This window comes from Rhizobium sp. AN80A (genome assembly GCF_030053015.1).
GTDB lineage: Bacteria > Pseudomonadota > Alphaproteobacteria > Rhizobiales > Rhizobiaceae > Rhizobium > Rhizobium metallidurans.
On the sequence record NZ_JASJPX010000002.1, the window covers coordinates 269,928 to 283,181 of the forward strand.

Annotated in this window: 13 protein-coding genes and 4 pseudogenes; 14 read left to right on the forward strand and 3 right to left on the reverse strand. The window is 59.1% G+C overall.

Going from position 1 to position 13,254, the window contains the following annotated elements:
* Positions 1-9: 9 nt before the first annotated feature.
* The 3 genes and pseudogenes from P3R82_RS07645 (at position 10) to P3R82_RS07655 (ending at position 3,168) form a co-directional block, all read left to right on the forward strand.
* On the forward strand, positions 10-459 hold the full coding sequence (locus P3R82_RS07645) for a cytochrome c (protein WP_283193632.1): 450 nt from the start codon (positions 10-12) through the stop codon (positions 457-459).
* A complete protein-coding gene (locus P3R82_RS07650) occupies positions 456-929 on the forward strand; it encodes a (2Fe-2S)-binding protein (protein WP_111564215.1) in 474 nt (157 codons plus the stop codon). Before P3R82_RS07645 ends, P3R82_RS07650 begins: the two co-directional genes overlap by 4 nt.
* Positions 926-3,168, forward strand: a pseudogene (locus tag P3R82_RS07655) (molybdopterin cofactor-binding domain-containing protein). The gene P3R82_RS07650 and the pseudogene P3R82_RS07655 overlap by 4 nt, the downstream one beginning before the upstream one ends.
* A 4-nt stretch (positions 3,169-3,172) precedes the next feature.
* Here the strand turns inward: P3R82_RS07655 and P3R82_RS07660 are convergent.
* Positions 3,173-4,093, reverse strand: coding sequence for a LysR family transcriptional regulator (locus P3R82_RS07660; protein WP_111564213.1), 921 nt, complete (start codon positions 4,091-4,093; stop codon positions 3,173-3,175).
* 189 nt (positions 4,094-4,282) lie between these two features.
* Between P3R82_RS07660 and P3R82_RS07665 the strand changes: the two are divergent.
* The 4 genes and pseudogenes from P3R82_RS07665 to P3R82_RS07680 form a co-directional block, all read left to right on the forward strand.
* Positions 4,283-5,434: pseudogene (locus P3R82_RS07665) on the forward strand (MFS transporter).
* Positions 5,435-5,436: 2 nt separating this feature from the next.
* The gene (locus P3R82_RS07670; RefSeq protein ID WP_112980588.1) at positions 5,437-6,549 is read left to right on the forward strand and encodes an FAD-dependent monooxygenase; all 1,113 of its coding nucleotides are present in this window, start codon (positions 5,437-5,439) and stop codon (positions 6,547-6,549) included.
* Between the two features lie 72 nt (positions 6,550-6,621).
* Positions 6,622-6,847 (forward strand): annotated as a pseudogene (locus P3R82_RS07675) (XdhC family protein); the annotation flags it as partial.
* A pseudogene (locus tag P3R82_RS07680) lies at positions 6,845-7,057 on the forward strand (transposase); the annotation flags it as partial. The pseudogenes P3R82_RS07675 and P3R82_RS07680, both read left to right, overlap by 3 nt.
* 321 nt (positions 7,058-7,378) lie before the next feature.
* On the opposite strand, the gene P3R82_RS07685 reads toward P3R82_RS07680, so the two are convergent.
* On the reverse strand, positions 7,379-7,831 hold the full coding sequence (locus tag P3R82_RS07685) for a VOC family protein (protein ID WP_283193633.1): 453 nt from the start codon (positions 7,829-7,831) through the stop codon (positions 7,379-7,381).
* Positions 7,832-7,843: 12 nt separating this feature from the next.
* A complete protein-coding gene (locus P3R82_RS07690) occupies positions 7,844-8,005 on the reverse strand; it encodes a hypothetical protein (RefSeq protein ID WP_283193634.1) in 162 nt (53 codons plus the stop codon).
* Positions 8,006-8,241: 236 nt separating this feature from the next.
* Between P3R82_RS07690 and P3R82_RS30245 the strand changes: the two genes are divergently transcribed.
* From P3R82_RS30245 to P3R82_RS07720, 7 genes are all read left to right on the forward strand, one after another.
* Positions 8,242-8,706: a LysR family transcriptional regulator gene (locus P3R82_RS30245; protein WP_349294045.1), complete on the forward strand. Its 465-nt coding sequence runs from the start codon at positions 8,242-8,244 to the stop codon at positions 8,704-8,706.
* A complete protein-coding gene (locus P3R82_RS30250; RefSeq protein ID WP_349294046.1) occupies positions 8,634-9,182 on the forward strand; it encodes a LysR substrate-binding domain-containing protein in 549 nt (182 codons plus the stop codon). The genes P3R82_RS30245 and P3R82_RS30250 overlap by 73 nt, the downstream gene beginning before the upstream one ends.
* A gap of 442 nt (positions 9,183-9,624) precedes the next feature.
* Positions 9,625-10,713 (forward strand): PHB depolymerase family esterase, encoded by a 1,089-nt coding sequence (locus P3R82_RS07700; protein WP_111564207.1) that lies wholly within the window; start codon positions 9,625-9,627, stop codon positions 10,711-10,713.
* Positions 10,714-10,791: 78 nt separating this feature from the next.
* Complete coding sequence (locus tag P3R82_RS07705; protein ID WP_111564206.1) at positions 10,792-11,661, forward strand: transglutaminase family protein; 870 nt, start codon at positions 10,792-10,794, stop codon at positions 11,659-11,661.
* A 219-nt stretch (positions 11,662-11,880) separates the two neighbouring features.
* Positions 11,881-12,090: a cold-shock protein gene (locus P3R82_RS07710; protein WP_111564205.1), complete on the forward strand. Its 210-nt coding sequence runs from the start codon at positions 11,881-11,883 to the stop codon at positions 12,088-12,090.
* A 167-nt stretch (positions 12,091-12,257) separates the two neighbouring features.
* Positions 12,258-12,467, forward strand: coding sequence for a hypothetical protein (locus P3R82_RS07715; RefSeq protein ID WP_111564204.1), 210 nt, complete (start codon positions 12,258-12,260; stop codon positions 12,465-12,467).
* Positions 12,468-12,645: 178 nt separating this feature from the next.
* Positions 12,646-13,137 (forward strand): hypothetical protein, encoded by a 492-nt coding sequence (locus P3R82_RS07720; RefSeq protein WP_112437003.1) that lies wholly within the window; start codon positions 12,646-12,648, stop codon positions 13,135-13,137.
* Positions 13,138-13,254: the final 117 nt, after the last annotated feature.

Genomic DNA, 13,254 nt, shown 5'->3' on the forward strand with positions numbered 1-13,254 from the left:
ATGGGGCCAGTGACCGAGGGCCTGTCGAGGCTCAACGATGCCGACGTACGGGCGATTGCCGTTTACATCAATACGACAATTCATTCCGGTACCACGCCGTCTTCGACGGTGACGCCGCCCGCCATCGCTGGGCTGCCGGACGCTCGGACAAACCTGTTCGATGGTGCGTGTGGCGGATGTCACGAGCCATCCGCGCCGATGGGCAGGCAAGGGCGCCCGCTGCTTTCAGAGACGTCGGACATGAACGCGAAAGACCCCCGCAATGCGGTTCAGGCCGTCCTGCAGGGCATAAGGGATCCGTCCAGCGACGCTCCGTTCATGCCGTCGTTTGCCGACAATCTCACCGATAGACAGATCGCGGACCTGCTGGCCTACGGCCGATCGCGCTTCACAACGCAACCACCCTGGCCGCCTCTTGAAGACACCGTTCGCGATATTCGCAAGGAGAACGCACAATGACGACATCGATCACGGTCAACGGAAAGAGACACCAGGTCGATAGCGACACAGATACACCGCTTCTTTACGTGCTGCGGAACGATCTGGAACTCAACGGCGCCAAATACGGTTGCGGGCTTGGGCAGTGCGGCGCCTGCACTGTTCATATCGACGGCAAGGCAGTCTTTTCCTGCCTCACTCCGCTAGGCGCGATTGGCGAAAGGTCGGTTCGAACGATTGAAGGCCTCGGCTCTGTCGACGCTCCAGGCGTTTTGCAAAAGGCGTTTCAGGATGAGCAAGCCGCGCAGTGTGGTTACTGTATCGCTGGCATGATCATGCGTGCGCAGACCCTTTTGGACAAGATCCCCAATCCGAGCGATGATGAAATCCGCGACCATCTGCAACCCAACCTCTGCCGTTGCGGCACCCATGCGAGGATCCTCCGCGCCGTCCGGCGCGCCAGCGACGTCATGGCAGGAGTGGCCAGATGAGCGCGATCACCAGACGATCTTTTCTGGCGGCCAGCGGTATCGCGGTAGCATTCGCTCTCGCAAGACCTGCACGAGCCCAGTTGGCCGGAGGCGGAGAAGGGGGCGCCGGCCCGGCTATTGTCAATGCCGACCTGCCAGGCAGCCTGAAATCCTGGCCCTATCTTGACGCCTGGATACAGCTCGATCAAAACGGGAAAGCCACCGTCTTCACGGGTAAGGCCGAGCTCGGACAGGGAATACGGACAGCGTTGACGCAGGTAGCTGCGGAAGAACTCGATCTTCCTCCTTCCAAAGTCACACTTGTTACGGTCGATACATTGCGCACACCGGACGAAGGGCTGACGGCAGGCAGTCATTCCATGCAGGACAGTGGCACCGCGATCCGCAACGCTGCTGCAAACGTGCGCATGCTCCTGCTCGCGAAAGCCGCCGCAACGCTCGGGGTCGCAGAGGCCGATGTTGCTACAAAGGGGAATGGAACCATTGTCGCAGCCGATGGCCGCAGCCTTGGGTATGGCGAGATTGCCGCGGCGGTATCGCTGCATGTGGAAGCGCTGCCCAATGCACCTCTTCGCCAGAAAGGCCAGTTTCGGACGATGGGTTTCAACCTACCGAGGCTGGATATCCCGGCAAAGACGACCGGGGGGAGGCGTTCATACAGGACATGCGCCTGCCGGGAATGCTGCATGCCCGGGTCATTCGCGGTCCAAGCATAGGCACACGGCTGAAGCTTCCGCCGGATAGCGAAATCGAAGCTATGGACGGCGTTGTTAAGTTTGTCCGCAACGGCGATTTTGCGGCAGTCGTCTCCCGGCGCGAGTGGGATGCTGTCAAGCTGATGCGGAGACTGCAAGCCTTACCGTACACGGCCGCGAACGAACCTCTTCCCTCGGGAGGAGTCGCCGAGACATTGAAGGCGCTGCCTGCACGCGACATCGTCATACTGGATACGAGTACACCGACTGCTGACCCCAAGCATTCTGTCAGCCAAAGTTTTACCAGAAACTGGATCAGCCATGGGTCGATTGGACCCTCCTGCGCGTTGGCATGGCTGCAAGACGATCAGCTAACAATATGGACACACAGTCAGGGGACGTTTGACGTCAGGCGTGTGGCCGCGGAGCTTCTCAATCGCCCGATAGAAACCATACGCGCCATCCACGTCGAAGGCGCCGGTTGCTATGGACAGAACGGCGCGGATGACGTTGCTGCGGAAGCTGCCCTGATTGCCGCATCGATGCCGGGCAAGCCTATCCGGTTACAATGGATGCGAGAGCAAGAGTTCGGCTGGGAACCACTTGGTCCGGGAATGGTGACGGAAGTCGACGCCGCCATCGATGCCGGCGACCGGATCGTCAAATGGAACTACGATGTCTGGAGCAATCCTCACAACAACCGGCCGGTCGGGGCGGGCGGCGTGCTTGTTGGAAACGAGGTGGCGCAATCGTTTCCTATTCCGGAGGGCAAGCCGATCCCAATGCCGGAAGGCGACGGCAGCCGCAACTCGAACCCGCTCTACGATTTGCCAAACATGCATGTCATCTACCACTTCATCAAGGACATGCCGATACGGGTTTCCGCGCTGAGGTCGCTCGGAGCGCACCTGAACGTGTTTTCTATCGAAAGCATGTTTGATGAACTTGCGTTGAAGGCTGGAGTGGATCCGCTGGATATGCGGTTGGCTCACATGGCCGACGACCGAGCACGAAGCGTCATGCTGACCGCCTCGGAAGCCTTCGGCTGGAAAACTCGCAAGAAAACTTCGCCGCTGCAAGGGTTCGGCATGGCGTTCGCGCGTTACAAAAATCTGGGCGCCTATTGCGCCGTGTTCATGGAAATCACAGTCGAGCGCGACACGGGTCGCCTGACAGTTCGAAGGGTCCAGGCTGATGTGGACTGCGGCGAGGTTGTTTCTCCGGACGGTGTCCATAATCAAGTTGAAGGGGCGATTATTCAATCGTTGAGCTGGTGCACCCGCGAAGCATCGGGCAATGACGGCACTCTGCGCACAGCCTTCGATTGGAGCACCTATCCAATTTTACGCTTCCGCGACGTACCTGAAAAGATTGCTGTCACCGTCCAGCAGCAGCCGGGAAAGCCTTTCCTGGGCGTAGCCGAGTGTGGACAAGGCCCAGCTTCCGCAGCACTTGCGAATGCACTGGCTGATGCCACCGGTGTCAGATTCACTCACATGCCGATCACTGCCGAGAAAGTAAGAGCCGCGATTGTAACCCTCTAGCAGATCAAGTTGCGACTTGGCCCCCTTGATCAGCATAGGCGGCGAAGGCTTCCTGCAGTGCCAGGACGAATACCCGCACCTTAGGCAAGACCAGCCGCGTGGTGGGATACACTGCCCAGATTGGCATGTTCTCTGGCGCGCCGTCGGCGAGAGTGACAGCCACAAGCCGGCCCGCCCGCAGGTCATCGCGGACGGCCCAGTGCGACAATAACGCAATGCCGCCGCCCGCCAGGCAGGCGGCATGGCAGATGGCAATACTGCTCGACGAAAAACGCGCATGAACGCGGATATGTTTTTCCCGCTCACTTTCCGGCGCCCTCTCGTCCCGCATCGTCCAATGACTAATGCCGTTAAGCGGAAGGCAATCGTGCAAAGCCAAATCACCCACGAAAGCCGGCTGGCCACGTCGCTGAAGATAATCGGGTGCTGCTACCAGAAGCCGCGGATTGTCGGCCAGTTTTTGAGCGATCAAGCTGTTGTCGCGCAAATGAGCAATGCGGATGGCGAGATCGATACCAGTCGCGACCAGATCAGGAAGTGTGTCGGTAACGTCGAGCGAGATGCGCAGCTCGGGATTTTCCATCAGCAGACGGGGCACAAGCGGCGCCACAAATGTAAGGCCGAAGGCCGCGGATACCGAAACGCGCAGCAATCCGCCCGCGCCCCGGCCATCGGACCTCAACCGCGATGTGGCCTCCTGCTCATTGTCGATGATCGACCGGGCATAGGGCAGAAAGGTTTCGCCTTCTGGTGTCAGCGACAACGCGCGGGTGGTGCGGTGCATCAGCCGTATGCCGAGCGATGTTTCGAGCGCAGCCAGCCGACGGCTTGCAGCCATGGCCGGGATGCCCAGCCGGCGGGCTGCTTCTGCAAGGCTGCCAGCGTCGACGGCAGTGGTGAAAACGCGCAAATCATCGGTATTCATTATAACGAGTCTCGATATTCGGGCCAAACAATCGGACCCACTAAAACTGATTAAGATTAAATTATAGAAAAGTGGCTGACGAAACCACCCTGGAGAGACATCGAAATGAAAACTTTACAAAACTCGAAAGCATCACCCTTACCCAGTGACGTGACCGCCAAAGGAACCCGTAAACTCGGCCTGCTGGCCATGGCGGCCGCCAGCGGTATCGCTGTTGCCAATATCTATTATAACCAGCCGATGCTCGGTATAAACGAGGCGGAGTTTCCTGGGCAGTCCGCGGCGACGTTGATCCCGACCGCAACCCAACTCGGTTATGCGCTCGGCCTGTTTCTGTTGCTGCCGCTGGGCGATATCCTCCATCGCAAACCGCTGATCGTCGGTCAGTTTGTCGTGCTGGCTGTCGCCTTGGCTCTGGCTGCAATTGCGCCAACAGCCTGGATGTAGGTCATGGCCTCGCTCGTCGTTGGCGCGAGCGCCACGGTGGCGCAGCAGATTGTTCCGTTTGCGGCGTCACTGGCAACACCGGAAAAGCGCGGTGCCACGATAGGCACTGTCATGGCCGGCGTGCTGTCAGGGATCCTTTTCAGCCGCACGTTGTCCGGCTTTGTCGCAGAGCACGGCGGCTGGCGTGAAATGTTCTGGATCGGGGTACCGCTGGCTCTGGTCGCCGCCGTCTTGATGTTCGTGACTTTGCCCCATCACCGGGCAACCTCCAGCATGCCCTATGGTAAGGCGCTCCGCTCGCTCGCACATCTCTGGACACGCTTGCCAACGCTGCGCACGGCGACATTCGTTCAAGCTGCTCTGTTTGCCTCGTTCACGGCGTTCTGGACTATTCTGGCACTCTACCTCCAGGGACCGCGTTTCAATCTTGGAGCCGATGTGGCCGGTCTGTTCGCCATTGTTGGCGCCGTGGGCGTCTTCGCAGCACCGCTCGCCGGTCGCGTCGCCGACAAGCATGGCCCGTCCTTCGTGGTGTGGTGTGGTGCTATCCTGACGCTGGTTGCATGGGTGGTGTTCGGTCTTTGGGGCGCGATTGCCGGTCTAATCGTCGGCGTCATCGTATTGGATTTCGGTATCCAGAGTGCGCTCGTCTCGAACCAGCACCTCATTTATGCGCTCGACCAGCAAGCCCGTAGCCGTCTGAATACCATCTTCATGACGGGCATGTTCCTTGGTGGCTCATTTGGTTCGGCAGTCGCTACCGTCGCGTGGAGTCAAGGAGAATGGACCGGCGTCAGCATCTTGGGTGGAATGCTCGCCCTCATCGCGCTTTTGGTTCTGGTCCTCGGCAACCGACGCTCAGGCGCTGCCTTCAGCGAACAAGAAGGACGCTAATCATGAAACCATTGCGTATTCGCGTTGTCGGTGGCTCGCTCGCGGGCCTGTTCACCGCAATTCTGTTGCAAATTGACGGTCATGATGTGGTTGTTTACGAGCGCTCTCACTCCGGACTTGCCGGACGCGGAGCGGGACTGGTGCCCCAGGAAGACGTCTTTCACATGCTGAGGATGATCGGCGCGGATCACGCTGCCAATGTCGGCGTGATCGCCCGCGAACGGATCTACTTCAATGCCGATGGCTCGGTCGCCCAGAAGCTGTCGATGCCACAGATGCAGATTTCGTGGGACTTTCTTTACTCTGAAGTCTTGGCACGTCTGGAAAAAGGACGGTACCAAACCGGACGTGCCGTTGAGGCCGTAATTGATGCCGACGATGGTGCTACCATCGTTTTTGCCAATGGTTCATCCGAAAAAGCCGATTTGGTGATCGGTGCGGACGGGCTCGGCTCGGTGGTTCGGGCGACCCTCAACGAGGACTGGCATAACCGATATGCGGGATATGTCGCTTGGCGCGGACTGTTGCCTGAAAATGAACTTCCTTCGGGAGCATCAATTCTGATCGATCGTTTCGCCTTTTATATCCAGTCCGGTGTGCATATTCTCGGCTACCTAGTACCTGGCCCTAACGGCGAAACGACGCCGGGACAAAGGCGCTACAACTGGGTCTGGTACCGCCCCGTCAATGACGCCGAGCTGGCAAGCACCCTGACCGATCGTGACGGAACAGCCTATCCTTATTCCCTCCCGCGCGGCACTATTGTAACAAGCCGGGTGGAGGCCCTGCATGCGGATGCTGCGGCGATGCTGCCGACACCGTTCGCGCTCGCCGTTCAGGCAGAGAATACGCCGTCGATCCAGGCGATCTTTGACTACGCGGCTGATCGCATGGTTGGCCAATCCGTAGCGCTGGTCGGAGACGCGGCCTTTGTTGCTCGACCCCATACCGCGATGGGAGTTTCGAAGGCGGCCGCAGATGCAGTTTCCCTGCAACGAAACTTGGTGCGGGCAAGCTCACTTCGGGAGGGTTTAGCAGCATATCAGTCGGAGCGCATGTTCATCGACGAGCAAACCGTTGCTTATGGGCAACGACTTGGTGGCTCGGCTCTTTAGAAGCCGGGCACTTCCCTCTGAAATCAACGCACTCACGCTTTTACCTTGTCCAATTAACGAGGATAGGTCCTTATGACGGAAATACTCGTCCCGTTCAGGGTAAGCAGCACCGACAGTCCTGTCGATATCCTCACCTTTGCGGCCTCCGCTGTGCAACGCGGCGGAGCAGCCCTTGCGACATTGGTCGAAATAAGCGGCGGCGCAGCGCGTGCGCTGGGAGCGCAAGTTGCGATCGTTGCGGATGGCGGGATTTGTTGGCTATGTGTCGGGTGGGTGTGTCGAGACCGCCGTTGCAGCTTGGCGTGGCGGTGAAGTGAAGCCGACTGCCCGTTCCAAGCCAGCAGCCAAGCGAGAGCGGCGCAGACCCGATCCTCTACTCGCCGTCACTGCTGAACTCCCGGAATGGTTCGAGGCGGAGCCTTGGCGAACTTGGCGGGAGTTTCTTGAACGCTTGCAGGTCAAACACCCCGGCTCGTATCCCGACGGCCTTATTCGAACCGTGCAGCGCCCGCCGTCGACACCAGATGGTGAAGGCGCCGATATCGCCGAATAGGCGGCTCATCTCGGCTTCCTGTGTCATATCGGCGGACATGGTGCGCAAGCGGGATCCTGCGGCAAGCGTCCCAGCGGCTGCCTGGAGCTTGTCCTTCAGCGCGCCCGACGATCACAACTTCCGCACCGCGCTCGAGCGCAGCGCCGGCCACGCCCAGCCCAATGCCGGAACTGCCGCCAATTTACGATAACTTTCTTTCCATAAGCGATGCCATGGGAGCCTCCATAAGCTTGTGATTTGGGTTGAGTTTTGCGTCGGGGAGCGTTGCGATAGAAGTTAGCCTTGGTAGGCGCGCTCCAGATCCGCGATGACGATCTTCTTCATCTTGTACATGGCCTGCATCACCCGGCTGGCCTTCGCCTGGTCGGGATCGGCAATCATCCGGAGAAGAATACTGTGCGACACCTGCCAGTAGACGCCAAACTTGTCGGTCAGCCATCCGCAGGGCTGTTCCTTGCCGCCGTCGGCGATGAGGGCATTCCAATAGTAGTCCGTCTCCGCCTGGTCGTCGGTCTCCACCAGAAAGGAGAACGCTTCGTTGTAGGGGATAGACGAGTTGGCATTGAGGGCGGCTACAGGCAGGCCTGGCAGCTCGAACCGCACGACTGACAGTTCCGGGTCGGGCAGTTTCGTGCGTTCGAGGACCTTGGATCCGCGGAACACGGACATATAGAATTCCATGGCCTCCTCGGCTCGTCCGTTGAACCAGAGATGGGGGTAGACTTTCATATCGCTTCTCCTTCAGGGCGTGAGACCACGGGGTGCGGACGATCGGACCCGGTGGATCACCGGGCTGTCCCAGTCGCGCTCGAATCCGATATCGTTGAGCCGACGATCTGAAAACCGCTCGATGCGCCGCATCGCCACGCGGTGCAGCAGAGCGAAGAGCAGGCCCGTGGTCATTCCGCTCATCGTCGAGAGCAGGGAGGAAACCGCCGGGCCAAGAGCAGATGACGGCGCACCGCCACAGTCCCCCGTGTTTGAGTGAGTATTCATCATGGCTTGTCATTCTCTTTCCGTGGCGCTGCCTTCGGACAGCGCGAAAAATGTTCTGTAATGAGGGGATTTTGAGCCTTGCACCGCTGGACGACAAACGATGAATAGTCGATCATATGTGACTGTTACTCACAGGCTTTGCCATGGCTCGTAGACTGCCGCCCCTGACGACATTGCCCGCATTCGACGCTGCTGCCCGCCATCTCAGCTTCACGAAGGCTGCTGCCGAGCTCAATGTGACCCACGGCGCGATTAGCCGAGCTGTGCGCCATCTCGAAGACGGGCTGGGCGTGCGGCTGTTCGATCGCGGGACGCGCTCAGTAGAGCTCACGGCGGAAGGCCTGGCTTATGCAGCAGAGGTAGGAGCGGCCCTGGATCGGATAAGCGTCGCGACGATGGCAACCGCCGCTTCGCGATCGTCCGGCGTGCTGAATGTCAGCACGTCCGATGGCTTTGCCGGGCGGTGGCTTGTTCCCCGGCTACATCGGTTTCATCGGCCCACCCCGATATCGACGTGTGCCTCTCAACGTCCGGAGTGCTCGCCGACTTCGTCAGGGATGGAATCGACATCGCGATCCGCTATGGCGAAGGCAATTACGACAACGTGACGTCGGAATTATTGATGGACGAGGACGTCTCTCCGGTTTGCAGTCCCGAGCTCCTCCAAAGAAAGCATCCTTTGCGGACGCCCGAGGATCTGCGGCACCACAGGCTCATTCATGACAACTTCCGCATTGCCTGGTCGACCTGGCTCCAGGCTGCGGGCCTATACGGCATTGACCACACAAGCGGCGTGAAATTTGAAACCGCGGCCTATGCTATCGAGGCTGCGGCGCAAGGGGAGGGGGTTCTTCTTGGACGCAGCGCGCTGGTTTCAGCCGATCTGGCATCGGGACGGTTGGTGCGCCCGTTCGATCTCGCGTTGAAATCCCGATGGAGCTATTACGTAGTCTACCCTGAAGGCGGGCTTCGGCATCGGAAGCTGAGAGCGTTTCGAGATTGGCTCTTCAGCGAGACGACGGCTGATGAACACCGCCTCAAGAGAAGCCTGTCGGCAAACGATTCAGCGGAAAGCTCAGTCTGATCTGGCCACATTGCGCCGCCGGCGCCACCTCCGCACTGTCAGCCGGCGCTGAGCTCTCCTCGACGTGATTTTTGCCTGTTCTGCTCGATGATTTGGGCCATTCTTTAGATAATGCTTTTCGGCGCCATCTTGACGACGCATACCGATTCATTGGCTGCCTTAGGTACTTCGCGACCATCCTCAGCTTGCCGACGTTGGTCCTGTCGGTATTCGCGACAGCCCGGCGTCAGTCAGGCTCGTGCCTTGGAACGAGAAACGCAGCGATTTCCTGCAGCCAGGCCGAGAAGGAAGCGTGATAACGGCCCTATCTGCCAGTTGAATGCGGCGTTTGCAGTGGGCTCGGCTTCTCTATCCGACGTTCGGCACTTGCAATTGTGCAGTGCAGCATTACCTACGACATCCGGGACGTCGATTGGCCTTCCGCGACCAGCGAGGATGCTCCATGAGAAGTCTTTCGGATACATTGCAGCGCTTGCAACGATACAGAAACATTCCGGTGATGGATGCGGCTCCAACCAGACTAACGCAGCTGGAGATCGCTAGCGCTAATCCCGGCAACCTCCTCGGCTGGTACTATGCTCCCGAAAACGGCGATCGATCTGGCCCGCTTGCGCTTGTCGTCGTCCTGCATGGCTGCACCCAGACCGTGGCCGGCTACGATGCCGGATCAGGGTGGTCGAAATTGGCGGACGAATTCGGTTTCGCCGTTCTGTTTCCCGAACAGTCCCGCCAGAACAACCCCAACCTCTGTTTCAACTGGTTTTCCGAAAGCGACATTGAGCGGGATCGCGGAGAGGTCCGCTCGATCCGTGAGATGATCGATACGATGGTTTCCGACCACGGCATCGATCCAGCACGAGTGTTCATCACGGGGCTGTCAGCCGGCGGCGCCATGGCGAACGCTATGCTTGCTGCTTATCCGGAGGTGTTTTCCGGCGGAGCGATCATTGCGGGTCTGCCCTATGGCGTTGCATCCACGGTCCCGGAAGCGTTTGACCGGATGCGGGGCCACGGCCTGCCCTCCCACCAACGGCTCCAAGAGCGTCTCCGATCGGCATCGCCGCATGTTGGCCCGTGGCCCACGATATCGGTCTGGCACGGTACGGCCGACAAGACCGTCGATGAGTTGAACGCACGGGCCATCATTGAGCAGTGGAAGGCTATGCACGAGGTTGGCGATCAGCCGGCGCGGTCCGACGCTATGGATGGACATGAACATCACATTTGGACAAACAGGGCAGGCGCGGACGCCATTGAGCTTCACCGCATTCGCGGCATGGGACACGGCACTCCGATCGACACGTCGAGCGGCTATGGCGCGCGAGCCCCCTACATGCTCGACGTCGGCGTCTCCTCGACGGAACACATTGCCCGCAGTTGGGGTCTCACGCCCTCCTTCGAGCGTCGGGTCCAACCTGATGGGAGGGCGACGACCTCAAACGAGATAGGAAGCGATGACCGCAAGGATGTGACGAACTATGTCCAGGATGTCATCGAGAGCGCGCTGCGATCCGCCGGGCTTATGAGATGAGATTTCCTTGGCTGCCCCGAGGGAGAAACCATCCCTGAACACATGCGCGCTTTTGGTCCTTCTGCGCGAGGAGCGTAAATGGCAGAGCTTTCCATAAAGCACCGGACGACCTACAGCTACCGGTTTCCCGTCCAACTCACGCCCTATCGGCTATTGCTGCGACCGCGCGAAGGGCCGGATCTTTTGCTGCAACATCACCAGATTACGGTCTCGCCCGAAGGCAGGGTGGCCTGGACGACGGATGTATTCGGAAACGCGGTTGCGACCCTGACGTTCTCGGAGCCGACACGCCGGCTGGAGATCGTAAGCCATGCCGACGTCGACCTGAAATCGCAGGCCTGGCCGGTGTTCGACATCGCCGCGTCGGGCGCCACCTACCCTTTCCTTTACGACGATCAGGATTGGAAGGATCTTGGTTCTCTCAGGGATGCTCAATATCCCGACCCCTCCGGTGAACTGCATCAGTGGGTCATGGGCTTCGTCATGGGGAACTCGACCGACACGCTGTCGCTGTTGAAGGACCTCAGTGCCGGCGTTGCGAACGGCGTTGCCTATCAGGGGCGAGATATTGAAGGGACGCAGGCTCCGCTGGAAACCCTTCGCGTAAGGTCCGGGAGTTGCCGGGACCTTGCGACACTCTTTGCCGAATCTGTGCGGGTTCTTGGCCTCGGGGCGAGGATCGTGTCCGGATATCTCCACGACCCAGTGAGAACCCTCGTCGGTTCGTCGCCGGGCGGATCGACCCATGCATGGGTTGAAGTGTTCCTCCCGGGTGCAGGATGGATCGCGTTCGATCCGACGAACAGGAGCATGGGTAGCGCAAACCTGATCCCGGTGGCCGTCGCACGCGACATTACCCAGCTTATGCCTGTGTCGGGAACGTTTATCGGCCCTGCGGATGCGTTCGTGTCGATGGATGTCGCCGTGGACATCGCTTTAATCGCTTGACGGTGCGAGCAACAGACGGAGCGGTTGAATTTTCCATGGGCAGAACATAAATCCGGCGCGCCCTTGTAAAATCAGAACTTGTGCCCATATATTGTTTATCGACCATTGCTTGTGATGTTGGTTCGGAGCTTCGCTCCCGTCGGATTTCCTCTCAAATCATCGATCTTATCCCGCAAGGCATCGCGGGAACCACAACGATTGTTCTGAAAGGAGATCGTCATGACGACTGGTTCCGTCAAATGGTTCAACTCCACCAAAGGCTTCGGCTTCATTCAACCGGATAACGGTAGCACGGACATCTTCGTCCATGCGTCCGCTGTCGAGCGCGCCGGAATGCGTTCGCTCTCAGATGGCCAGAAGATCTCCTACGAGGTTGTTCGGGACCGCAAGTCCGGCAAAAGCTCCGCCGAAAATCTTCAGGCGGCTTAAGTTTTCATTCGCCTCGCTGACCACGGATGTACTGGCAGCAGAGCTGAGTGACTATGAGAGGTCGAGGTTAGCGCCCGGCCTTTTTGTTTGGCTGGCCTCGTCTCCCGCTTCGATCCGACCGTCGACGTCTCGGATGCGTCCGAGCTACACACCGAAAGAGAATTATCATGACCACGACGACGCAGGAGTTGTTCAAGCCCGAGAAAATCTCCGCACGCGATAAGGCTGCGACCACGAGTCAAGTCGCGCGACAGATCATTGAAACGGAAGCGGCCGACCGGATCCGCAAAACCGAGCGCCTGCGCCAGTTGCGCGAAGCGCAGCCGATCGAGCTGAAACCGATACGTCCTGCTCGGCGCCGGAAATCAGCACCATAGGTTGGGTGATAAGGGCGTATCAGCGGGGACCAACCGCTGCTTGGACGACGCTTTCACGGAAAGAGACGATGCTTCTCACCTTTAAAAATTTTTGGCCAAGCCCTTCCAGCGCCGCTCCTGTAGCTGTCGCCGTTACAAGCTTCGTCTACATCCTGTTCCTAATCTCGGAGGGTTGGCTATGGTGAGTATAACCGGCGTGAAACAGTCTCTTCTTCGAAAGCTTCTCAAAAGAGCTGATTACGCGACGCTTGACTTGAAGCCCGAAGCGGGAGCGAACCACGCGGCGGAGAGCACTCTCATTGAGCAGATCCGATCCGGCATGATCCGACCGGATGGCTATCCCGCGCCGACAATCAAAGCTGACACGCGACGCCCTGGCGAGCCGATGGATCAAGGAACGATCTCGCACGGGCAGGCGCATCGCCTGGACGAGATGAATCCTGTTGAGAAAAGCTGTGAACCGGAAGAGCAGATCGAATTCGCCGCGAGCTCCAATGGCGACTGCTGGATCCTATGCGGTCAGAGCAAGCCTGAAAGTGCCTTTGTCCTTCATCGGGCCAATCCGGCGTCGGGCGGGCACGAAACACGAAGGTCGGTCGACGCCTTCCTCGATCTGAAACCCAACGGGCCTGAACATGAGGCCCTACGAGCGTTACTCCAAGATCGATAAAACAGGAGCCCAACCCTGGAACCAGTTTCGGGTGAAGCTTTAGCTTCAAATTTCAAGCGAAGGGCAACGGGATGAAGTCGGCACTGAACATCTTCCCACCCGATTTCATACGGATGA